Origin of the sequence: Corynebacterium sp. HMSC068H04, assembly GCF_001811255.1 — a bacterium.
GTDB classification, from domain to species: Bacteria; Actinomycetota; Actinomycetes; order Mycobacteriales; family Mycobacteriaceae; genus Corynebacterium; species Corynebacterium hesseae.
The window spans coordinates 88,337-109,870 of sequence record NZ_KV803978.1; the positions used below are offsets into that span (position 1 = coordinate 88,337).

Here is a 21,534-nt window from a genome sequence, read left to right on the forward strand (position 1 = left end):
ATGCTAAACGCAGCAGTGACACACCTCTCCACATAGAGGGCAATTCACCAGCACTCAACGTGTAGCGTTGTGCACATGCACGAGAAGCGCTGGCACGATATCGTCACGAAGGTCCATGGCACCATCCCCCACTTAGTTGAGGATTTCCTCGCCGCCTTTTCCCGCTCGGGGCGCTACGGCGATTCCTTGGTGAGCGAGGACGAGCTGCGCCTGACCGCCTTCGAGGTTTTCGCGCGCATCACTGACGTGCTGGTTGGGGCGATGGATGAGGAGGAACTGCGCACCCACGCCCAGAGTTTGGGCCGGCGGCGCGCGCACCAGGGCGTGGAGCTAGCCACACTGATCGACGCCATCCAGCTCGACTTCACCGTCCTCTGGGAGCACCTGCGCCGGGCCGCCGGCGCGGATCAAGAGGCACTCATCGACCACGTGGCGCAGGTGCACTCCGTTGTGACGATGTACAACCTAGTTGTGCGCGATGCCTACCGCTTGGAGGAGGCTCGCGGTCAGCACGACGTGCACCGCGCCCACGCCCGGCACTTGGAGAGGCTCTTCGCCGCCGAATCCCTGGGCGCGCTCGGCATCGCGGAAATCACCCGCGCGCTCAACCTGGATGATGACTGCCACTTCGACGTCGCGGTGGCCCACCCCACCGCTGCGGTGGAGATGCGCGCGCTTCTCGACGAGCCCATCTCCTCCGGCGAAGCCTTCGGCCATGGCGTGCGCGGGATGTTCGTTGCCTTCTGGCCTAGAGACCAAAGGAACAGCGGGCAGTCCACAAAGGACAGCGGCGCAGAGCTCACGGAGATCTCGGGCATACTTTTCCGCGACGTCATCGGCTTAGCCGGTGTCCGCGCCGCAGCGCAGCAAGCGCCGCGCATCTTTGACGCCACCGGCCCGCTGGACCACTTAGCCGAAGCGCCCGACGCCCTCTGGGCCGTCGCCGGCGATGCCATCGCGGACTTCCCGGCCAGCGGCATCACGGAGCTCACGCAGGAAATCACCGAGCTGCGCCTAAGCAACGCGCCGCTGTACCGGACCATCGCCACCTACTTGGATTGCGGCTCCATCAAAGACTCTGCCGAGGCGCTGCACTGCCACCGCAACACGGTGCTCAACCGCCTGCGGCAGGTCACGGAACTCACGGGACTCGACATCACGCGACCGAAAGACGCCGCGCGAGCATTGCTGGCGTTGCACCGGACAAAGCGATAAATACAAAGGAAAACAAGTTGGGACACGGCGCTCAAGCCCATTAAGCTCAGGTACCGTGTCTCACGATCTCTCCTCCTCCACCCTGAACGCACGCGCCCGGCGGGTTGTCGCCTGGGTCGCTGCCTTGAATCTCTTTGGCTTCTTCGTCGAATTCGTCGTCGCCTGCATCATCGGCTCGGCCTCACTCTTCGCTGACGCCGCCGATTTCCTCGAGGACTTTCTCATCAACGCGCTCGTGCTCTTAGCGCTGCGCTGGTCGGTGGAGGGGCGTCGCAAAGCAAGCTATGGCCTAGCCGGGCTCATCCTGATCCCCGCGGTGGCGTCCTATGGCATGGCGATATGGAAGATCATCAACGGCGCCGTTCCCGAGCCACTCACGCTTTCCGGCACAGCCATTTTCGCCATGTTCATCAACCTGCTCTGCGCGGTGCTGCTGGTGCAATTGCGACACGGAGGTGCGCTAACGCGCGGGGCGTGGTTGGCCGCACGCAATGACGTCGCCGCCAACATTCTTATCCTCGGCGCTGGTCTTGTGATGCTGGCGTGGGCGAGCCCCTGGCCAGACATCGTGGTCGGCCTCATCATCGGCACCATTAACCTGCGCGCGGCGGCTGAGGTCTTCGAACAGGCACGCGCGGAAGACCCAGAGATCGAAGAAGACTAACGCGCCGTTTTTAAGAATTACTTAAGCAAACGGCGGTCGGCTGGGTTCTACCCCTTAGACCACAGAGGCTGAAATTGAGCGTGACACGACCCCACAAACACCCTTTCACTCCCCCTAATGGGGTCATTCTTTAGTTTGTGAACGAACGGTCAAAGAGACGTTTTCCCAGAATACGGTCTAGTTAGACAAAACCAAGGTCGGCGCAAATTTCTTAGTCAATTGTTCACCCGGGGGCCACCCGATCGAAATGTATTTCTGCATTCGAAAATATAAACAATTCAAGGGGTGCGCGATCCTGAAAAGGGCCTTATTGTTGCAACACGTCACGCACTGGGCACTACAGCGCAAACACAGTGTCACCACAGTGCGTCACCGCATTGCCCCAAACTTTCATCCAGGAGAACAACAATGACCCAGCGTCGTCGTACCGCCGGCCTCATCGCCGGCCTTGCGATCGCAGGCACCGCCCTCATCGCACCGGCTGCCTCCGCAGCCACCCAGACCGAGTCCTACCCGGAGACCCCGGCTGTGAACGCAAAGCTGCCTATCGTTCACACCACCCACGGCTCCGACCACATGAAGGCCAACGTGCTCAACCCGCGCCCGGTGTGCAACCCGTGGGAGGATCACCGCACCGTGGTCTACAAGGTGACCGATAACTTCATGCCGGCAGGCACCATCTCCACCACCAACCAGACCAAGAAGGACATCCCGCTGCAGCAGGACCTGTCCAAGTCCCAGTCCATCACCCTGTCCGTCAACGGTGACCGCACTGAGACCACCTCCATGAACGCTGGCGGCAAGGGCTCCGGCAAGAACTCCGAGGGTTCCTTCGGCATCTCCCACGAGATCGCCACCAAGCTCGGCGCTTCCGCTTCCTACTCCCTGTCCTGGGAGGCTGGCCAGTCCATCGGACCGTACGATGTTCCGCCGAACCACACCGGTGAGGCCACCTACGGCTTCCGCGTCCTGAACATGACCGGTACCCAGCAGTACTGCAAGCCGAACGGCACCTGGTCCACCCCGACCTTCTGGTCTGCAATGCAGCCGATGAAGAACGAGGTTCGCGTCAAGCTGTACGACGACATCGCTGATTCCTACGCTCCGAACAAGGACGCGCAGAACACCACCGACGTCAACGACCCGAAGGTTGTTGAGGAGGAGAAGTCCCCGGAGGCTGACGCTGAGGTCATCAAGGACAACGAGGTCGCTCCGGAGGAGAAGGCCGTGTCCGAGTCCGAGGGCAAGAAGGAAGAGGAAGCCGACAAGAAGGTCCAGGAGGACGTCGAGAACGGCAAGACCGACGAGGCTAAGCAGAAGCTGGACCTGAAGCCGGTTCTGACCACCTCCGGCGCTAAGCACGCTGGTTACGCTGGCACCGTTGCTCTCCGCCTGGAGAACGTCGGTTCCGAGCGCTACTACGGCGACTTCCCGGCTGTCCAGTACCGCGTTGATGTGAAGACCGCTGAGGGCCCGAAGGGCGTTGACCGCCTCATCACCCCGCGTTCCTCCAACGGCGCTCACATCCGTGACCTGGGCTTCGACGAGAAGTCCTCGACCCGCTCCTTCGAGGTCACCCTGGCCAACCCGATTAACGCTGGCGAGACCGCTCGCGTTGCCAACCTGGACTTCGGCGACGGCAACACCAAGGAAGGCCGCCTGAAGAACTACATCGAGGTCACCCAGATTTCCCGCCTGAAGGGCGACAACTCCACCGACAACGACCAGAACGTTGACTCCCGCGAGATCACCGTGAAGGACACCGGCAAGAAGGCTGAGGGCCTGTTCTAAGGAACACCCCTCGCCCACTGCAGAGAGTGTGCACAGCCCGCCGGCGCTTAGTCCGGCAGTGAGAGAGTGAGAGGACCCCGACCGCTTGATGAAAGCGGTCGGGGTTTCTTTATGCCCTTAATCCGCTTCCACCAACTGTCCCGCAGCTCTCCCGCTGCCCCGCCTTCGTTAACGCCGGGGAAGTTCTGCGCTGCAGGGTTAGTTGGCTATTGTGAACTAATGAAATTCTTTCGCTCCGCACTAGCGGGCATTCTCTCGGCGGGGTTGATCATCTCCCCCGACCTCGCGCAGCCGGCACACGCACAAGCACTGGATACGAAGAGCAGCGATGCCGCCAACATCGATCAGCACTCTAGCGCCCTCGATCCCATCGCTCTGGGACCATTGGCACCTCTACTCTTCGCCGACAACATTTTCGCCGCCTGGGCGCAGGTGCTTCAGCTATTGAAAATCCCGGTGTTGGCACCGGACGCTACGCGCCCACCGGCGACGGCAGCCCCGGCACAACTGCGCGGACTGCGTCACGTCCAGGACAACGTGTGGGAGCTCAAGGCCTATTCACCGGCCATGGACCGTGTCATCACCAACGACATCATTCTTCCTCCAGGAGGATTGGAGAACACGCAGCCCCGCCCGAGCTATTACCTACTGGGTGGTGCCGGCGGTGGCGAGGACGCACTGTGGTGGGACGGCGGCGGGGCCTCCGAGTTCTTCCGTGACAAGCAGGTCAATGTCATTTCCCCGCGCGGCGCATATGGCTCAATGATGTCCGACTGGGCGCAGCCTCATGACACCCACGGAAAATACAAGTGGGCCACCTATCTGACCAAGGAACTCCCGCAGCTTATCGACGCCGAGTTCCACGGCAACGGCCGCGACGGAATCGCGGGTCTAAGCAACTCCGGTGGCCCCGCATTGGAGCTAGCCACGTTCGATCCGCGCTTTACAGTGGCTGGTTCCTTCTCCGGTTGTCCCTCGACCACAGGTGTTCTCGCGCAGACCTTTGCGTGGGCAAGTGCTGCGTTCTACGGCACTGACCCGGCTCGCTCCTTCGGCGCGCCGTGGGATCCGGCGTGGGCGCAACATTCGCCGGTTCTCAACCTCGATCAGCAACGCGGCCGCAAGACTTTCGTCATCGTCTCCCGCGGCGGCCCGGCAGACTTTGACGTCGACATCGAGGACTCACCACTTCCCGCGCTGGGCCTCAACGAGCGTTTGGATTATTGGTGCAGCTCTTATTACGCCAAGCAGGCCACCACAGCTGGCGTAGACCTTGACTATTACGAACTTCCCGCGGGGCGCCACACATGGGGGCTGTTCCGGCGCGAGCTGGCCATCAGTTGGGCCACGGTGGGCCCGGCACTAGGGGTAAAGCCCTAGATCACCGCAGGCTGCAGAAGTAAAATCAACATTCATGAATGCCATGGATACTTGGGAGCCCACGCTGGGCACCGGACCACTGTTAGGGATTGCGGTTGCGGCCATCGCCGTCATCCTCGTCCTCGTCATCTACTTCAAGGTGCACGCTTTCGTCACACTCGTCACGGTCTCCGCGCTAACCGCCCTGGCCGCTGGCATCCCGCTGGATGGTGTGGTTCCCACCATGACGAGCGGCTTCGGCTCAACCTTGGGGTCCGTGGCTTTGCTGGTGGGGTTGGGCGCCATGATCGGGCGTCTGGTGGAAACTTCCGGCGGTGCTAAAACGCTTGCCGACGCCCTCGTGAAACTCTTCGGCGAAGACAAAGCGCCCCTAGCACTCGGCGTGGCCTCCCTCATCATGGGCTTCCCCATCTTCTTCGACGCGGGGCTCATGGTGATGCTGCCGGTCATCTTTGCCGTCGCCAGGCGCCTGGACGGCCCAGTTCTGGCCTACGGCATCCCCGCCGCCGGCGCCTTCTCCGTCATGCACGTCTTCGTGCCGCCGCACCCGGGCCCTGTGGCCGCCGGTGAGTTCTTCAGCGCGGACATCGGTCTGATCCTCATTTTTGGCCTCCTCGTTGCGCTGCCCACGTGGTATCTCTCCAGCTACCGCTTCGGTCTCCACCTAGGAAAGAAGTATCCCTACCGCCTCGAGGAAGCCATCACCGGCGCCTTGGTCAGCGATGCCGAACTCCCGGATCGCCCGGCCTCCCCGGCCTCAGTAATTGGCATCCTGCTCATCCCCATGATCCTCATCTTCGGCAATACCGGGTTGACCACGCTGGGCACCGCTGGTGTTGTTGATCCTTCCGCCACGTGGGTTCGCTTCTTCGTCTTCCTGGGCCAAACACCCATCGCGCTGTTGATTACCACTCTTGCAGCGATGGCCGTGCTAGGCCTGCGCCGCGGGGAGGGCAAGAGCGCAATTGAGAAGACCGTGGAGTCTTCGCTCGGACCGATCTGTTCCGTCGTCCTCATCACCGGTGCGGGCGGCATGTTCGGCGGGGTGCTGCGCACCAGCGGTATCGGTGATGCGCTGGCGGACTCCATGTCTAACCTCGGCGTCCCTGTCATCCTGGCCTGCTACCTCATCGCGGTAGCCCTGCGTCTGGCGCAAGGCTCGGCCACCGTTGCGCTGACGACGGCCGCCGCGCTCATGGTGCCTGCCGTGGAGGCTGGCGGCTTCAGCGAAATCCAGTTGGTCCTCATCACGCTCGCCACCGCAGCCGGCTCCGTCTTTGGCAGCCATGTCAATGACTCGGGCTTCTGGCTCGTTGGCCGTCTCATGGGCATGGACGTGTCCACCACCCTGAGGACGTGGACCGTCAATCAGGCGCTGATTTCCTCGATTGGCTTCGGCATCGTCCTTATCTTCTACGGCGCCGCCGCGCTGTTCTAGGCCTGCAGGTACTCGGCCGCCGCGGCGGCCAGCTCCTCCGGGGTGGCGCTGACATCCAGCACGATGCCTGCCTCCTCCGGCCGCAGTTCCTCCAGAGTCTCGAACTGCGAATCCAGCAGAGATACCGGCATGAAGTGTCCGGTCCGCCGGCTCATGCGTTCCTTGAGCAACTCATAGGAGCCATGCAGGTGGATGAAGACCGTATCGGGCGCTGCGGCGCGGATGATGTCACGGTAGGAATGCTTGAGCGCGGAACAGCCCACGATGGCCCCGGACTCTTGCTCGGCTAGAAAGCGCCCGATGGATTCGAGCCAGGGTTTCCGGTCATCGTCGTCAAGCGCCTGCCCCGAGGCCATCTTCTCGATGTTCGCCGCGGGGTGCATATCGTCCCCATCCCGGAAGGGCAGGCCGGTGCGCTGCGCCAGCAACTCCCCGACCGTCGATTTGCCGCAGCTCGAGACTCCCATGATCACCACGTGCTTGCGCATCAATCCTCCTTAAGACAGCACCCGATCCTACGCGCTACGCACTACGTGGCGTAGCGCGGCTGACCACAGCGCGGCTTAGCCCAGTGGACCGTAGCCGAAGTCGCCGCGCTGCACCTCGCCGCGGGCATTCGGATCAAAGGTGGCGCACAGGGCCGCCGCCACGTAGCGCACGCCGCCCTCCGGCGCGGAGGAGCCGACGCGCTCTGCGCAATTCTCAAGAGCAGGCATGCCGATGCTCTGCCCCGGCATAGTCATGGAAAAGAAGGACGCGGCCATCATGGTGTTGCCATCGGCGCGCACGTACTCCGAGGAGCCCTTGATGGCCTGCCAGGCAACTGCCCCGACGGGATCGGTGCGGAACTGATCCCGCTCAGTCTGGGTCAGCTCGGCATTGGCGGCGGGCACGGACAGCGTTGTGATGAGAAGTGCAGCGGATGCGGCAAGTAGAGAAAACTTTTTCATAGGAACACTGTATCCTCCAGCAGGAAGATTGTCGCGGCGTTTTCTATTTGTCTTCGAAGCGGATCGATCGACGCAGCTGCCGAATCTCAGCGGGCCCCACGCGGCAACAGCCGCCCAGAAGACCGACCCCAGCCACGCGCATCTCGGCTGCCGCCTCAGTCAAGCCCATCGCACCGGCCGGAGCAGGACGCCAGTCGCGGGCGCCGCGGTCCCAGATCTCCCCACTGTTGGGACAGGCTAAAAGCGGCTTATCGGTTCCAGCGCGCAATGCCTTCACCGCCGCCCATGCCTGCGGTGGGCGCACACAATTCACACCCACCGCACCCAGCAACGGTATCTGGTTGGCCAGCGCGATCACCTGTGAGAGCTTCGTCGGGTCGGCCGCGATGGCGCCGGTGATGCTCAACGCAAAGGGCTTGGGCTGGGCCGAGAGCAGCTCCAGAAGCACCGCGGCCTCATCGACATTCGGGATGGTTTCAGCAAGAAGGAAGTCGGCCTCCGTGTCCGCGAGCACCTCTACCCTGCGGGCATGCCAGCGGCGCAATTCGTGTGCCGAAAGACCATAGGCACCGTCGTACTCGTTGCCCCGGCCCGGGCCTGCTCCATAGGGGCCAATGGATGCGGCAACCATTAGATCACCGTGGGCAGCATGTCTGTCGCCGGCCTTGCGGGCGGCGTCACGCGCTACCGTGACGCTGCGGCGCAAAAGAGACTCCGCCTCCCCGCCCAGCACATCGAAGGTGATTTGATAGGAGGCCGTGGTGGCAATCTGGGCGCCGGCGGCAAAGAAATCCGCATGGGCAGATTCGATGAGGGCGGGGTTCTCACGCAGCACACGCGCCGACCACAGCGGACCCGAGATGTCGTACCCCAGGGCCTCGAGGTGGGTTCCAAGGCCGCCGTCGAAAAGCAGCGGCGCGTCAAAGAGGGCCATGGCGCACGAGCCTAGCAATGCGTGGGCAGCCGACCCCCACCATGCCAATAGGTTTCATTAATAGTTGCATTACTTTTCTTAATCTTTTACCTTCTGACACTGAGCCTCAACAGCCCTTCCTCCTGCTCATTGTCATGCTTTTCGACATCCCGCTCTTACCCGGATTTCTCACGGGCCAATAAGCGCAAACTATACTTTCCCAGCCTTAACCCAGGGATTTTTGAAGAAATTCCTGAGTTTTTGAGAATGGTTGACACATCACCAGCATTTTCTTGGCAAAGCTTTCCATCAACCTAAGAAGCCACCCCCAAGTGCCACCCCCGCCGCCCGTCATTTCTAAAGAAAACTATGCAATTTCAAGCCTTCAGGGCGGCAAACCCAAAAGAAACTTAAGCCCGCCGCGCGAAGGCACATAAACTCACAGACAAACCTTAAAACTGCTGGTCAAGTGGCTTTTGAGCATCCCAAAGAGCTTTAATTTTAAGTGAAAGTACCGCTCGGTACGAGGTCGAAAAAGCCTCCACTTAACACCTGAAGCAGAAAGAGGTGCCCGTCATGTTCCGCCTCCCATTCGGACATAAAGCCACAAAGATCGTCGCCCCGGTTGCTGCCGTTGCAGCACTCTTCGCCGGTTCCATCAACGCCCCTGCTCAGGCTGGTAGTTCCTTCGGTGCATTCAACCCGGCTGACTTTGGCTTCACCATGCCGTCCGTTGCCGGCCCGGCAGCCCCGGCTCCGCACGCTGCAGCCAGCGTTCAAGGCCTTATTAATCAAACCAATGCGCAACGTGTGGCCAATGGCCTCGCGCCGCTGCGCGTTGATCCGAACCTGACCAACCTGGCACAGGATTGGGCCAATACCTTGAGCCGCGATGGCAGAACTCGCCACCGTCCGAACTACTGGACCTTCTACCCCGCCGGCCTGCCCGCTGGTGGTGAGAACGTCCTCCAGGCATGGAGCGACTACTCCGATGCCCGCCTGGTACAGCTGTGGATGGATTCCCCCGGCCACCGCAAGAACCTGCTCGACCCCCGCGCTAAGTCCGTGGGAATCGGCCTGACTGTCGCTCCCGACGGCCGGTTGTACGCCGTGCAGAACTTTGGGCGGTAGATCTAAAACCCGAAAGGGGCGCAGTTAGGCGGCTCATCCTGCGCCCCTGGGTGTCCACTCGCTGCACGCTATAGTGGACTCCATGCTCACGCGACTCGAAGTTGATGGTTTCAAGAACCTCAAGAATTTCAGTGTCGATCTCGGCCCTTACACCTGCATCGTGGGCCGCAATGCTGTCGGCAAGTCAAATATCTTCGACGCAATTTCTTTCTTCGGCTCAACAGCCAATGCCTCTCTTAACGATGCCGCCGCCAATCTCCGCGGTCTGCGTGGCGATATCAGCGAAATCTTTGGCAACGACACGAACTCGATCACGTTTGCCGCCGAGATGATCGTCCCCGCAACTTTTCGAGATGACTTCGGACAAGAAGTAGAAATCGCCACGACTTTCCTGCGGTACGAGCTTGAGTTCCAACTCGTGGAGCAGGAATTCACTGCGGATCAAGTCGTGCGAACCATCGAACTTGTCCGTGAGGATCTCACGGCACTCACCCAAAAGGACGCCCGTGAAAGGCACCCCTGGGCTGCAGAAGCATTTCGCAAGACTGCTATTAAAAGCACAGGTGGCCGCCCCGCGTTCATTAAGACAACGGCCGAAGACTCCATCGAGGTTAAGTCGGGTAGAAGGGGGCGCAATCCGCACCTTCCCCTGAAGGAAGTTCGCTCCACGGTTCTATCCGTCTACGGGCGCAGCGCGGATTACTCAGCAATTGCTGCAGTACGTAGAGAGCTTTCCACGTGGAAGCTACTGGGCCTTGAGCCGAGTGCGATGCGTGCTCCGAGCGCGATGAGTGATCCGTCAAGCGTCGATGCCCGCGGCGCCAACCTCCCGGCGACCCTCGCCCGCCTCACGCAGGAAATCGGCGATCAAGCAACTGTTCAATTAGAAGACACGCTCCTCGATCTCGTTGATGTTCGCTCGATTGACCTCGACATCGACAGCTCGCGTCAGTTGATCACGCTTCAAGCAGAAATTGGCAATGCACCGCTGCTTCCCGCGCGTGCGCTCTCGGATGGAACACTGCGTTTTATCGTCCTGGGTCTCCTCGCCATCGACCCCAGCACGAACGACGTTTTATGCTTCGAAGAACCAGAAAACGGCATTTATCCCGACAAGCTTCGCGCTATGTATACGCTCCTGCATGAGCTGGCTGTCGATTCACGCCACCAAGTGGGCCCGGACAATCCCCTGCAGCAAATGATTGTGAACTCCCACTCCCCTGCCTATTTATCCCTACACCAAGAGGATTGGGGCGAACTACTTGTCGCCGATAGCCACCCCATTGACAACTCCTTAAGGCTCCTTCCAGTCCTTGGCAGCGAGAATTGGCGGACCATAAATCCAGGAACACCGGGCGTTATTGCAACGGTCATCGAAGAAATCCTCCACGTTTCCTTGAAGCATCAGGATGAAGCTGCTTGAAGCACAACTACTGGGACACCGGTCCAGAGGCGGCAACCCCACCGACCACAGCAACAGCGTCGAAGCCCCTCCACACTCGTTACGAGCACGCCGCGGCCATGCGAGATGTACCCCACGGAGAGCAACAACTCACGCTGCGTGGGCTTAACTTACTTGATTTAAGCAACAGGCGTTTGCATGGCGCTACGCCGCGTGTACTCAAGGTCCTTTCCGTAAATAGTCAAGCCCGTGATGTCGTGCTGGTCCGATTTCCGGAAGATGAAGGATGCCAGATAGCCGATAACGAGAGTTCCTACGAACGCGACAATCGAGACCAAGAATGGGCCTTGGTCCAGCTTTCCAGCGAAGTACGCAGCAATCGCTCCGCAAAGGAGCCCGATGAGAACGCCATTGGAATTTGCGGACTTCGTAAAGATACCCAAGACAAATACCGCAGTGAGCGGAACTCCAAAAAGACCGGTGATCGCGAGGAACAGGTCCCACAGGTCCGACTGGTTGGTAATGATGAGATACAGCGCAACGGCCAATCCGAAGGTTCCGGCAACGATGATGACCAGGCGAGAGAAAGTAACCGACGCTTCCTTCGGGGAGAAGCGGTTATAGATATCCACGACAACGCACGCGGAAATCGAGTTGAGCGAAGAAGAAATTGTCGATTGCGCAGCCGCCAAGATGGCAGCAATCAAGAGTCCGGCAATGCCTGCAGGCAGCTCCGAAAGAATGAAATACGGCACTACAGCAGAAGTGTTGACTCCCTCAGGCAGACCACCCTTCGCTTCGTAGAAGTTATACAAAGCCGTTCCCATCCCGTAGAACAGCGGAATAGTTATCAGCGCCAGAATTCCGTTGACGATGAGAGACTTCTTCGTCGCTTGAATCGTAGGAGTCGTTTGGTAGCGCTGAACGACGTCCTGAGAAGAGGTGTACTGGTGCAAGCTGTTCAGTACATTTCCGATAAAGATGAATGGTATCGAGGAGAAGACTGCATTCGTGGTGAAGTTGTCCGCTGAGTAGAACTTTCCTTCTTCAGCGGCGTTAACCACCGCACCGCTAAATCCGTCGGGAGTCATAGCCATGGCCGTCAGCACTACCGCTGCAGCGCCAGCCAGCAGCAGGACACCCTGAATCACATCAGACCAAATCACGCCTTCCATGCCTCCCAGGAAGGTGTACACAATACAAAGAGCGCCTACAAACGCGGCGACGACCAGCGGGTTGATATCTGCCACCGACGTGATCGCCAATGTTGGCAAATAGATAACGATGGCGATGCGCCCGACGTGATAAAGAACGAAGAGGAGCGAGCCGAGGACTCGGAGGGCTACGGAGAATCTCTCCTCGAGGTATTCGTAGGCCGTAGTGACATCCAGCTTCCTGAAGAACGGAACATAGTAACCGCTCAAAATTGGAACAATGGCAAAAATAGCGAGGTTACCAGCCGAGTAAGCCCAGTCAGTCAGATACGCCTTTTCCGGAGTGGACATAAACGTGATGGCAGACAGCGTCGTGGCATAGATTGAGAATCCTGCCGCCCAGCCAGGAATCCTGCCACCCGCTTTGAAGAATTCGTCCTGATCACTGCCGGCCCTACGCGCAAAATAAGCGCCGACAAGAAGCATTCCCAGGAGATAGAGGATCAGAACTATCCAGTTGAGTGTTCCGAATGATTGCATTTGGCCTTCCCTTCAGGGCTTTCGATATAGAGAGCTAAATCACTCTCTAATTTGTCTGTGCAACAAAGCATGTTAGAAGATACAATACATCAGACGTCTGATGTTTGAAGGGATTTAAGATATAGCCGTCTACCCCTGATCGTCAGAGCGGAGTGCTACTCCCCCGCAGCGCTCATCCTTTAAGTACCCCGCCAACGTGGAAGGCTTAAGATATATCGAAAAGAAAAGAGGGATTAACCAGTGCACACCGGAACGTGGGGATTCAGTGAAGCCACACATCGCCCTGCCTCAACCACCCAGCAGGCTGTAGAAGGCATCAAACAATACATTCGGGACAACGCCCTCAAGCCCGGGGACACTTTGCCAACCGAATCAGAGCTCTGCGAAGAGCTTGGCTTCTCTCGCTCCTCTGTCCGAGAGGCCATCAGAATCCTAACGACGCTAGATATCGTCGACGTCAGGCACGGAACAGGAACGTTTGTCTCCAGCACGTCCCTCAAAGCTCTAGTTCAAGGACTCATTTTTCGAGCGACTCTCGACGCTGATGACAACCTTGAAACACTTCGTGATGTAGTGGAAATCCGGCAGGCGATTGATCTTGCTATCGGGCAAGAAATCACAGCCAAACTCGACCCCTCGAAGCTAGAGCAGTTGAGCATCATCGTGGAAAAGATGTCAGCCAAGCGGAAGCAGGGCCTAAACTTTGCCGAAGAGGATCGGGAGTTCCATCAGGTGCTGCTTTCCGAAATTGATAACCCGATCATCCGTGAGCTCAATGATGCCTTTTGGCAAGTGCACATGAACGTCATTCCACTTCGCAAGTTGGAAGAACCACAGGACTTCAGCAGGACGGTTCGCGCGCACCAAGACATCGTCGATGCTCTACAGAACAATGACCTGAAGAAGTATCAAGAGTCTGTACTCAGGCATTACGAGCCTCTGCTGACTTCGCTGTGACAATCCGCGTCAGCTATTGAAGCTCCGCGTAATCCAGGCAGGATCTGTGATGGCAGTGCCAATGATGATTGCATCGGCGCCAGCGCGCTTTCCTGCAGCCACATCATCGCGCGAGGCAAACCTGCCTTCGCCTATCAAAAAAGCATCTTCACCACAGAGCCGTCGCCCCTCTGCCAAGCATTCAAGATCCGGACCTTCAGTCTTGCTCCGGAATTCTGTATAGCCGGCCAGCGTCGTTGAAATGATATCCGCCCCCGTGTGGTGCGCCTGCTGCATTTCTTCCGGGGTTGAACAATCGGCCATTGACAAGACATTAAGCCGGTGACACTCTGCGACAAGATCAGAAAAGCTTGAGCCATCAGGCCTAGGGCGATCCGTGGCATCTGCACAGATAACAGCTGCCCCTGCCTCAGCCAATCGACGGACGGACTCTACAGTTGGCGTGATATAAACCCCCTCACTCCCCTCCTTTGTAAGGCCGAAAACTGGTACATCTACTGCAGCTGCGATTGCCTCGACATCCTCGATGCCGCCATACCCGCCACACCGGATTGCACGGCTTCCTCCCTCAACGCACGCACGAGCGACATGCGTCAAGGTATGGGTATCGCGCATTGGGTGACCATCTGGCGCTTGCACCGAGACAATCACCGAGTTTCGAATTAACCCTTGGACTTCTTCTCGGCGTTCCGCCAGTTCACTACTCTTAAACCTAAACATATACCTGAGCCTTCTTCTGGATATATCGCAGATAAACAGTGCTAAAAAGCGTTATCTCGAGCAAAAGCCGCTGCACCCACTAACGGTGCTGTCGCCGGAGATTCAGTAACCCGAATTGCAACGGAGCGATTCGGCTTCAATGCGAAATCCTCTATGGCCTGACGGAATGGTTCTTCCACAGCGGCACCAATCTGACACACACCGCCGCCCAAGACAACGGCATCAAGATCAAGAGCCGAAACAAGACCAGCCACCGCACGGCCAAGGCCATAAGAATTCCCTCGAATAATCCGGGAAGCGAGTTCATCTCCCTGGTTCATTCTTTCCACGACCTTTTCGAGGGGAAGCACTAACTGGGCCCGTTCCTTCCACTGCACCCGCTCGCTCGCCGGGTTCGTAGAAAATTCTTCATAATACGCAGCCAAGCTATTGCCGCTCATAATGTTTTCGGCGCGGTCCGCAAAGCCCCGGAAATCAGCGCACAAGAGCTCCGAAAACTCTCCGGCCGATCCGGTAGGTCCGCTGAGCAGACTCCCGTTATCGCTTACCGCACCACCGACACCAGTTCCCAACGAAAGGTACAGGACTCTGCCGGACTGGAACTCCCTCGCGGCTCCGAGCATCAGCTCTCCGTACGCCCAGACTCTCACATCATTGTGAACAGCACACGGAAGGTCAACAACCTCTTTCGCGACCTCACGAAGATTGGTACCAGACCAGTTCTTAATGGTGTCCCCGTTGTAGGTGACGAGTCCCTCAGGTGCCTGAATCACTCCTGGCGAACCAATGCCGATTCGCGCCGGGGCAATGCCCGATTCTTCCAACGCCAGCTGAACGGCTTTCTTAATCTGCTCCTGTGGCGAAGCCCCGGCCGGCTGGGTAGGAATCTTTCCCAACGCAACTGCCTGCGTTGGGTCTTCATCAGACACGAAGCCCCAACCAATCTTTGTTGCACCGACATCAAGCGCAAGGGTACTAGTCACTCTTCACTCGTTTCGTCGTAGTTCAGCGAAATTAGGGCTCGATCACCTGAGCGGCATCGACGATCTCATGAATCTTAGCCAGCTCCTCATCATTCAGAGCGACGTGCGGACGGGACATCAGCCCCGACGGAAAGACGCCCAGGTGGTGAAGCGCTGCCTTGAAGCTGCCGAGACCTTGCGAGCTTCCGCCCATGCGGGTCCCATCGCCCACACCAACGATGGTGAAAAGGTCACAAATCTTAGACTGCAATTCCGCGGCCTCGGCATACGCCCCGTCCACCAGTAGCTCATGCAACTTCACGTAGGAAACCGGGTCCACGTTGCCCAGACCAGGTACCACGCCATCGGCACCTGCCAGGTAAGCAAAGTCGACCGTAGTTTCCGAGCCAGTTAAAACCACAAAGTTTTTCACCCCAGCCTTGTCGCGGGCACTAATCAGAGCACGCGTGTATCCATCATTGCCGCCAGAATCTTTAACGCCAGCGAGCACACCTTCCTTGGCGAGAGAAATAAGGGTAGAAATATCCAGTACCGAGTGAACACTGACCGGAATGTTGTACGCGTAGATGGGAGTCTCTGGCGCGGCTTCGTGAAGAAGTCGGAAGTGCTCAGCAATTTCTACATCGTGAGTACGAACATAAAAAGGGGCAGTGGCAACTAGACCCTGGACCCCGAGCGCGACGGCATCTTCAATATGCTCAATGACTCGCGGAGTCGTCATGTCAATCACGCCTGCAACTACCGGAACTCGCCCGCGAGCCTGTTCCGCCACCGTTGCAATGACTTCCTTACGCTGCTCTCGTGTAAGGAAAGCCACCTCACCTGAAGAACCGAGAACGAACAGACCATGAACACCAGCCTTAATCAGCCGTTCGGCCTGACGCTTGAGGGTATCGATGTCGACGGAGTAGTCCTCGTTAAACGGAGTCAGAAGCGGCGGTACAACGCCGTGCAGGAGCTGTGTGCTTGCAGTCATGTCTTGAACCCTTCCTATTCACCTTTTCACTTGAGTCATAAGACATCATACGTCTCCTGCGATTGTGATGCAGCTCCTTCCAGCGAAAGGAAGCAAAGGAAGAGAACTGACTAACCTAACCTGGCAACAGCTCGGAGGCCTCCCCCACCACGCTCACTACGAGCACATCGCGGGCGCGCGAGGCTGCTACGTAGAGCAACGCCCGCTCGCGCTGCAGCGCCTCGTCGGCCTCGGCCGGTGCCAGCCCCTTCATCAAGTAGCGCTGCGGCAGCGCCTCGCGGCTTACATCAAGCAAGATGACGTGCGTGAATTCTAAGCCCTTGGCGTTGTGCATCGTCATCACCGCCATCGGGCGCTCCCGGGACGTGCGCCGCCCAGTGCTCACGGCCACGCCCAGCTCGCCCAACTGCGTGGCGATCTCATCCTTGCGCGCATTAGTCCGGGTCAGCACACCGATGGAGACATCGTCATCCCCGAAGGTCCAGTCCCGGATACGCGCGGCCAAGGCCTCAGCTTCCTCCGCCTTGCTCGCAGAATTCAAGACAACCGGCGCAGGACCCTGGCGCACCGAACGATAACCATGCAGATCGTCGATATTCTCTTCCGAATCCACCCACTCGGCACCGTCCAGAATCGCCGTGGCATAGCCCAGGTTCTGCCGGGTCGTGCGGTAATTCACGCGCAGCTTCGTCGTGGCACGCCCTCGCGTTTCAATCCCGTAATCACGCAGCACCAACCGCTGCCCATAGATGCGCTGGAGCGCGCGACGTTGCTGACCAGCCAGTGCTCATCACAGCAGGAGATGGGTACATCGAGGGCGAGCTGGGAGTAGTCGGAAAGGCTCATGGAGTCCAAGGCATCAGCGGGGCTGGACCTTTTGGGAGGATTGCGGCTCAGGAGTTCGAGAACATTTCACCTGGCTAAGCTCAACACCAAACGCAGCCTTTTGCTGAAATAAATCTCCAGAGTTCTCCTCCCCTTTGCCCCTTTTAAGGCATGCTGGAGAAGACTATTCGCTACAGAGGAGGCTCCGGTGGGTTTCAACACCAACATGCACCAACTATCGGCGCTGATGCGCAATACCGAGAACGGAGAGATTCAGCTCCCCGATTTTCAGCGAAAGTACAAGTGGGAGGACGAGCGCGTCCGCCAGCTCCTCATAACCATCTTCCGTGGACATCCGTTGGGCATCATCATGTTGCTGGAAACCGGCAATTCTTCTGTCAGGTTCAAGCCACGGCCCATCGAAAGCACCGAGGCGACTGCTACCTCCGAGCCCAAGTTCTTGCTTCTCGACGGCCAGCAACGACTGACATCGCTTACCCAAGCCCTCAAGGGTGATGGTGTTGTTCACACCAAAGACTCACGCGGCAAGCGCCTCGACCGCAGGTACTTCATCAATATCCAGAAGTCTATTGAGGATCCCTTCGAGCTGGATGAAGCAGTGATCTCGGTACCGGCTGATGGAGTTATTCGAACCAACTTTAACCGCGACATCGTTCTCGATCTCAGCAGCCTGGAGAAGCAACACGAAGCGGGTTATATCCCCGTTTCGCTACTGCTTGATCAGATGGGGCTTTTCGAATGGTTCGGCAAGCTAGGTGACACCGAGCTCATGACCGCATTCAGTGATGGGATCATCCGTCAGGTCAACGAATACAAGATTCCTGCAATTGAGCTGGACAAGCAGACGGACAAGGCAGCGGTGGCCACTGTCTTCGAAAAGGTCAATGTTGGTGGACTCCCACTCAACGTTTTTGAGCTCCTCACGGCGGTGTTTGCCGGCGATGCAGAGTACTACGACAAGTACCAGCGCGATTTCCGCCTCAACGATGACTGGGTGGAGACCAAGGAGCTGTGGAAAGAACATGACGTCCTCCACAAGGTGGAGAACACTGACTTCCTCCAAGCAATCACGATGCTGACAACTCTTGAGCGAAGCAAGCACTCCTCGGTAAGCCGCAAAGTCGGCCTGTCTGCCAAGAGGGAAGACGTTCTAAAGCTTGAGTTGAACGACTACCTCACTTGGCGCGACGCCCTGCGTCAAGGATTCATCTGGGCGGCAGGCTTCCTCGCAGATCTGCACATCTATCGGTTCAGGGATGTCCCCTACCCGAAGCAATTGGTTCCGCTTGCTGCCATTGCTGTTGTTCTTGGCAAGGAAGCAGACAAACACCACGTGAAAGAAAAGATCACGCAGTGGTTCTGGAGCGGAGTCTTGGGCGAGCTCTATGGCGCTGCTATTGAGACGCGCTTCGTACGTGACCTCGAAGGGGTACCTGCTTGGGCGATGGGTGAAGAAACTTCCGCCCCACGAACCGTGCAGGACGCTACCTTCGCTGAATCCCGCCTTCATTCTTTGCGCACCCGCAATGCCGCTGCCTACAAGGGCATCGCAGCACTCATCATGGCACAGGGCTCAACAGACTGGGTCGAGGGAAAACAATTCGGAGCATTCCAGTACAGGGACATGGCCGTGGATATTCACCATATTTTCCCTCAAGACTGGTGCAAGAAAAACGGAATTGATAACGAGCGCCGCGAATCCATCGTCAACAAGACGACGCTCAGCGCACGCACGAACCGCGTCATCGGTGGCGTCGCACCGTCACAATACCTATCCAAGGTTGAAAGCGAATCTGGCTTCGATGCCGACGGCGTGGACGACGTTCTCCGCGGACACCTCATTTCGCCCGAAGCACTGCGCAGCGATAACTTTGATGCTTTCTTCGAGCGTCGAAGGGAATCACTCTGCGCACTCATTGAGGGCGCTCTGAAGAAGACGGTTCAGCGCGATGTCAGCGAAGGAAACGCTGTGGAAGACTCGTCATTCTTCGAGGAAGAAGCGCTTGAGGAGCCTGTCCAAACGGGAGTCGACCCCCTATCGGAGGCCTAAGGCAAAGTTGTTTCCTCTCTGACCGGCGCAGCCGGGCAACTTTCGACCAAGAGTGACGGCACTACGTGTGTGCAGATTAGGCAACCTGGCCGAACGCCGCTCTCAACCTCAGGACTCACAATGAATGATATTCATACTCTTCGCACTTCCCGACTCAATCTTTCGGCACCGACAAATGTCGACGTTGACGCCATCTTTGCCATCCACTCGGACGCCCGCACTTACGAGCACCGCCCTGAACTGGTCATGAAGACCAGGGAGGAAGCCACGGACCTGGCACGCGCATGGCAGGCCAACTGGCGCGAGAATCATCTGGGATACTACGTGGTATCCACGCTCGATGGCACTACCATAGGATTTACTGGCGTGCGCCATAGCGAGGAGGCCAGTGAAGAAGTACTCAACCTCTACTACCGCTTCGCACCTGAATCGCAGGGCAAAGGCTATGCCAAGGAGGCCGCAGCCGCTGCAATTGCCAGCGCACGTGAGCGTTTCCCGCAGCTCCCCGTCGTCGCCATCATCGACCCCACCAACGAGGCGTCGATTGCCCTAGCCTTGAAGCTCGGACTTCAGCACGTCCCCGGCGCAGGTGTGCCGGATGACTATGAGGTCTACCGACTGGGCTGATAAAAATATCTCGACACTCGCAGCTCAGCCACTTTTTTGATACGTGGGAATGACTCCGTAGAACTGAAATACCCTGGTTATTGATGCAGTCCCTGCAAGGGGAAGTGATCCGAAGGAAGATTTAGTTGCCACGAGTCCGGCAAGAAGGTCTTCAGGTAGCGAACAAGCCCGTCCAGTACAGACTTGGGAGTGAACGCAATGAAAGCACCCGCCAGTGCAGCAATCACCCCGATGGCAACGGCCGCTCCACGCGAAGAGCCAATCGATGATTCTTCTGTCTTACCACCGTTTGCTGGACCGTTTGGATTATCTGAAGCCTTCAAAGGTGAGAGCTCACGATGCCGCTTGATGTACTCGGAGAAGACGTCGACGTCGATTGACGTGTCCTCAGAAGTCACCGGCGCATCAATGAATGAATCGACCTTGTCGCCGCCATTCACCACGTAATTGCTAATCGCCAGTGAGTAGGTGGCATTCATGTCCATTGACGTGCCATCATCGAGCTTTATCGCCGTAACGCGCTCACCAAATGGCGCAGATGCGTCGAAATCAAACGTGAAGCCCGCAGTCCGCGGGAAGCCGTTTCCACCGTCTGGGTTGGATTCAATACCTTTTTCCAATGCATCCTTGATCTGTGCGCCTGTCGCTTGAATCGCGATTGGTGAGTTACCAAAAGGAAGCACCGATTGTGCATCGCGACGGGTTAAAGTCCCTTCTTTCATGTCGGCACGCTGACCGCCACCGTTCTGCCATCCAAGCTGGGTATCGAAATGTTCGCGGTATGCATCCGCCACCAACGGACCTAGCTCTGCTTTTGATAAAGCCTGCGTCGCAGTACCAAGTTGCTCACCCAGTTGGCGATCTAATTCACCGTAGAGTTTTTCGCTGCGTGCCTTCCACTCTTTGTTAGCAGTGAGCGATGGATTGACCGGATGGTTCACCACTTTCACCGCGCTCTTCTGCGTGGAACGGTCAACAGTGAAAACGAGGTGGACCAAAGTGCCATAGTCGGCGCGCGGTGCGACAATCGGCCGACCATCTGCGGTGTAGGTCACTTCTTCCGGTGATTGCACCTCGTTTTCTTCACGCAGCGCTGCTGCAAGCTCGGGAATCTCTTCCATCACCAGAGTGGTGTCTTCTTTTGAGATCTGGCTCAGCAAAACGATTGCATCGACGCCTTCTTCTTCGAGCTTGTGTACCCCGGCGCGTGCGGATGCACTGAAGTCCCCCACTACGACATCCTTGGCGGCTACCGTTCGATCAAGGTCGGCAGTAAGAGAAACAAACCCGACGGTGAGGTCACCAGACTTAGCGGTGAACGTGGTTCCGTCCTCGCTGATCGGCTCGCCATTCTGGGTAGTCAGGTTGCTGGAAATCCACGGAAACTCTGCCTTTTCGATAAGGCTACGGGTATGGTCCACGCCGTAATCAAAGTCGTGGTTGCCAAAGTTGCCAACATCCACACCGAGTTCGTTAAATGCCTCGACAAATGGCTCACCGCGAAAGACTGAGCCGAATAAGCTGCCGGCAGCAAGTTCTCCACCAAAGGCGACAATAGGGTCGCCTTCTTCTTGGCGGATATTCTCGAGTGCAGTTGCCAAGTAGGCGATGCCACCTTGGTGGCTACCGTCATCCCAAGTTCGGGGCTCGAACTCCTTCATATCCTGGAAGTAGACAACGTCTCCGGTCGCTACTGCCGCCGGACCTGGGTCCGATTCGGCAGCGATAGCGTTAGATGCGTTGAGAGAAAGAAGAACAGTCAAAGCAAGAATGGTGTGACGATTGCGCATAGAGTCA

General features: G+C 58.0%; 20 protein-coding genes. 10 read left to right on the plus strand and 10 right to left on the minus strand.

All coding sequences use genetic code 11. The features are described from left to right. Nucleotides 1-75: 75 nt before the first annotated feature. The 5 genes from HMPREF2792_RS03750 to HMPREF2792_RS03770 all read left to right on the plus strand — a co-directional run bounded on the left by HMPREF2792_RS03750 (nt 76) and on the right by HMPREF2792_RS03770 (nt 6,488). Nucleotides 76-1,215 (plus strand): helix-turn-helix domain-containing protein, encoded by a 1,140-nt coding sequence (locus HMPREF2792_RS03750; protein ID WP_070531099.1) that lies wholly within the window; start codon nt 76-78, stop codon nt 1,213-1,215. Nucleotides 1,216-1,270: 55 nt separating this feature from the next. Beyond that, nucleotides 1,271-1,879, plus strand: a complete 609-nt coding sequence (locus tag HMPREF2792_RS03755; protein WP_070530963.1) for a cation efflux transmembrane domain-containing protein — start codon at nt 1,271-1,273, stop codon at nt 1,877-1,879. A 408-nt stretch (nt 1,880-2,287) separates the two neighbouring features. Further along, nucleotides 2,288-3,670, plus strand: a complete 1,383-nt coding sequence (locus tag HMPREF2792_RS03760; RefSeq protein WP_070530965.1) for a hypothetical protein — start codon at nt 2,288-2,290, stop codon at nt 3,668-3,670. Between the two features lie 219 nt (nt 3,671-3,889). After that, nucleotides 3,890-5,050: an alpha/beta hydrolase gene (locus tag HMPREF2792_RS03765; protein WP_232748452.1), complete on the plus strand. Its 1,161-nt coding sequence runs from the start codon at nt 3,890-3,892 to the stop codon at nt 5,048-5,050. A gap of 43 nt (nt 5,051-5,093) precedes the next feature. Beyond that, on the plus strand, nt 5,094-6,488 hold the full coding sequence (locus tag HMPREF2792_RS03770) for a GntP family permease (protein WP_070531104.1): 1,395 nt from the start codon (nt 5,094-5,096) through the stop codon (nt 6,486-6,488). Here HMPREF2792_RS03770 and HMPREF2792_RS03775 read toward each other — a convergent pair. The 3 genes from HMPREF2792_RS03775 to mmuM form a co-directional block, all read right to left on the minus strand. Beyond that, entirely contained in the window at nt 6,485-6,976 is a 492-nt protein-coding gene (locus HMPREF2792_RS03775) for a gluconokinase (RefSeq protein WP_070523424.1), read from the minus strand. The two genes, HMPREF2792_RS03770 and HMPREF2792_RS03775, sit on opposite strands and share 4 nt — an antisense overlap. A 75-nt stretch (nt 6,977-7,051) precedes the next feature. Then, complete coding sequence (locus tag HMPREF2792_RS03780; protein ID WP_070523427.1) at nt 7,052-7,438, minus strand: hypothetical protein; 387 nt, start codon at nt 7,436-7,438, stop codon at nt 7,052-7,054. A gap of 43 nt (nt 7,439-7,481) precedes the next feature. After that, nucleotides 7,482-8,372 carry a homocysteine S-methyltransferase gene (mmuM, locus tag HMPREF2792_RS03785; RefSeq protein WP_070530967.1) on the minus strand — a complete coding sequence of 297 codons (891 nt, stop codon included), beginning with the start codon at nt 8,370-8,372 and terminating at the stop codon, nt 7,482-7,484. Between the two features lie 555 nt (nt 8,373-8,927). On the opposite strand from mmuM, the gene HMPREF2792_RS03790 reads away from it, so the two are divergent. Together HMPREF2792_RS03790 and HMPREF2792_RS03795 are read left to right on the plus strand one after the other, a co-directional pair. Beyond that, nucleotides 8,928-9,482, plus strand: a complete 555-nt coding sequence (locus HMPREF2792_RS03790) for a CAP domain-containing protein (RefSeq protein WP_070530969.1) — start codon at nt 8,928-8,930, stop codon at nt 9,480-9,482. Between the two features lie 82 nt (nt 9,483-9,564). Further along, nucleotides 9,565-10,905: an AAA family ATPase gene (locus tag HMPREF2792_RS03795; RefSeq protein WP_070530971.1), complete on the plus strand. Its 1,341-nt coding sequence runs from the start codon at nt 9,565-9,567 to the stop codon at nt 10,903-10,905. Nucleotides 10,906-11,063: 158 nt separating this feature from the next. Here HMPREF2792_RS03795 and HMPREF2792_RS03800 read toward each other — a convergent pair whose 3' ends face one another. Beyond that, a complete protein-coding gene (locus tag HMPREF2792_RS03800) occupies nt 11,064-12,578 on the minus strand; it encodes a sodium:solute symporter family protein (protein WP_070530973.1) in 1,515 nt (504 codons plus the stop codon). Nucleotides 12,579-12,818: 240 nt separating this feature from the next. Between HMPREF2792_RS03800 and HMPREF2792_RS03805 the strand changes: the two genes are divergently transcribed. Then, complete coding sequence (locus HMPREF2792_RS03805) at nt 12,819-13,535, plus strand: FadR/GntR family transcriptional regulator (RefSeq protein WP_070523448.1); 717 nt, start codon at nt 12,819-12,821, stop codon at nt 13,533-13,535. A 9-nt stretch (nt 13,536-13,544) separates the two neighbouring features. Here HMPREF2792_RS03805 and HMPREF2792_RS03810 read toward each other — a convergent pair whose 3' ends face one another. From HMPREF2792_RS03810 to HMPREF2792_RS12965, 5 genes are all read right to left on the minus strand, one after another. After that, nucleotides 13,545-14,255 carry an N-acetylmannosamine-6-phosphate 2-epimerase gene (locus HMPREF2792_RS03810; protein WP_070523451.1) on the minus strand — a complete coding sequence of 237 codons (711 nt, stop codon included), beginning with the start codon at nt 14,253-14,255 and terminating at the stop codon, nt 13,545-13,547. A gap of 41 nt (nt 14,256-14,296) precedes the next feature. After that, nucleotides 14,297-15,238, minus strand: coding sequence for an ROK family protein (locus tag HMPREF2792_RS03815; protein ID WP_070523454.1), 942 nt, complete (start codon nt 15,236-15,238; stop codon nt 14,297-14,299). Between the two features lie 31 nt (nt 15,239-15,269). Then, the gene (locus HMPREF2792_RS03820; protein ID WP_070523457.1) at nt 15,270-16,214 is read right to left on the minus strand and encodes a dihydrodipicolinate synthase family protein; all 945 of its coding nucleotides are present in this window, start codon (nt 16,212-16,214) and stop codon (nt 15,270-15,272) included. Between the two features lie 115 nt (nt 16,215-16,329). Then, nucleotides 16,330-16,893 carry a 3'-5' exonuclease gene (locus HMPREF2792_RS03825; protein ID WP_154762537.1) on the minus strand — a complete coding sequence of 188 codons (564 nt, stop codon included), beginning with the start codon at nt 16,891-16,893 and terminating at the stop codon, nt 16,330-16,332. Next, nucleotides 16,890-17,060 (minus strand): hypothetical protein, encoded by a 171-nt coding sequence (locus HMPREF2792_RS12965; protein WP_154762536.1) that lies wholly within the window; start codon nt 17,058-17,060, stop codon nt 16,890-16,892. Before HMPREF2792_RS12965 ends, HMPREF2792_RS03825 begins: the two co-directional genes overlap by 4 nt. 187 nt (nt 17,061-17,247) lie before the next feature. Between HMPREF2792_RS12965 and HMPREF2792_RS03830 the strand changes: the two genes are divergently transcribed. Continuing rightward, a complete protein-coding gene (locus HMPREF2792_RS03830; protein WP_070530977.1) occupies nt 17,248-19,110 on the plus strand; it encodes a GmrSD restriction endonuclease domain-containing protein in 1,863 nt (620 codons plus the stop codon). Nucleotides 19,111-19,230: 120 nt separating this feature from the next. Beyond that, complete coding sequence (locus HMPREF2792_RS03835) at nt 19,231-19,737, plus strand: GNAT family N-acetyltransferase (RefSeq protein ID WP_070530979.1); 507 nt, start codon at nt 19,231-19,233, stop codon at nt 19,735-19,737. A 77-nt stretch (nt 19,738-19,814) separates the two neighbouring features. On the opposite strand, the gene HMPREF2792_RS03840 is transcribed toward HMPREF2792_RS03835, so the two are convergent. Beyond that, nucleotides 19,815-21,527, minus strand: a complete 1,713-nt coding sequence (locus HMPREF2792_RS03840) for a bifunctional metallophosphatase/5'-nucleotidase (protein WP_070530981.1) — start codon at nt 21,525-21,527, stop codon at nt 19,815-19,817. Nucleotides 21,528-21,534 lie beyond the last annotated feature (7 nt).

Bases quoted from the DNA above. Each gene is read 5' to 3' on its own strand.
- HMPREF2792_RS03775 (WP_070523424.1), bottom strand. From the start codon at position 6,976: ATGCGCAAGCACGTGGTGATCATGGGAGTCTCGAGCTGCGGCAAATCG.
- HMPREF2792_RS03810 (WP_070523451.1), bottom strand. From the start codon at position 14,255: ATGTTTAGGTTTAAGAGTAGTGAACTGGCGGAACGCCGAGAAGAAGTC.
- HMPREF2792_RS03770 (WP_070531104.1), top strand. From the start codon at position 5,094: ATGGATACTTGGGAGCCCACGCTGGGCACCGGACCACTGTTAGGGATT.
- HMPREF2792_RS03750 (WP_070531099.1), top strand. From the start codon at position 76: ATGCACGAGAAGCGCTGGCACGATATCGTCACGAAGGTCCATGGCACC.
- HMPREF2792_RS03840 (WP_070530981.1), bottom strand. From the start codon at position 21,527: ATGCGCAATCGTCACACCATTCTTGCTTTGACTGTTCTTCTTTCTCTC.
- HMPREF2792_RS03835 (WP_070530979.1), top strand. From the start codon at position 19,231: ATGAATGATATTCATACTCTTCGCACTTCCCGACTCAATCTTTCGGCA.
- mmuM (WP_070530967.1), bottom strand. From the start codon at position 8,372: ATGGCCCTCTTTGACGCGCCGCTGCTTTTCGACGGCGGCCTTGGAACC.
- HMPREF2792_RS03790 (WP_070530969.1), top strand. From the start codon at position 8,928: ATGTTCCGCCTCCCATTCGGACATAAAGCCACAAAGATCGTCGCCCCG.
- HMPREF2792_RS12965 (WP_154762536.1), bottom strand. From the start codon at position 17,060: ATGAGCCTTTCCGACTACTCCCAGCTCGCCCTCGATGTACCCATCTCC.
- HMPREF2792_RS03765 (WP_232748452.1), top strand. From the start codon at position 3,890: ATGAAATTCTTTCGCTCCGCACTAGCGGGCATTCTCTCGGCGGGGTTG.
- HMPREF2792_RS03800 (WP_070530973.1), bottom strand. From the start codon at position 12,578: ATGCAATCATTCGGAACACTCAACTGGATAGTTCTGATCCTCTATCTC.
- HMPREF2792_RS03780 (WP_070523427.1), bottom strand. From the start codon at position 7,438: ATGAAAAAGTTTTCTCTACTTGCCGCATCCGCTGCACTTCTCATCACA.
- HMPREF2792_RS03820 (WP_070523457.1), bottom strand. From the start codon at position 16,214: ATGACTGCAAGCACACAGCTCCTGCACGGCGTTGTACCGCCGCTTCTG.
- HMPREF2792_RS03760 (WP_070530965.1), top strand. From the start codon at position 2,288: ATGACCCAGCGTCGTCGTACCGCCGGCCTCATCGCCGGCCTTGCGATC.
- HMPREF2792_RS03795 (WP_070530971.1), top strand. From the start codon at position 9,565: ATGCTCACGCGACTCGAAGTTGATGGTTTCAAGAACCTCAAGAATTTC.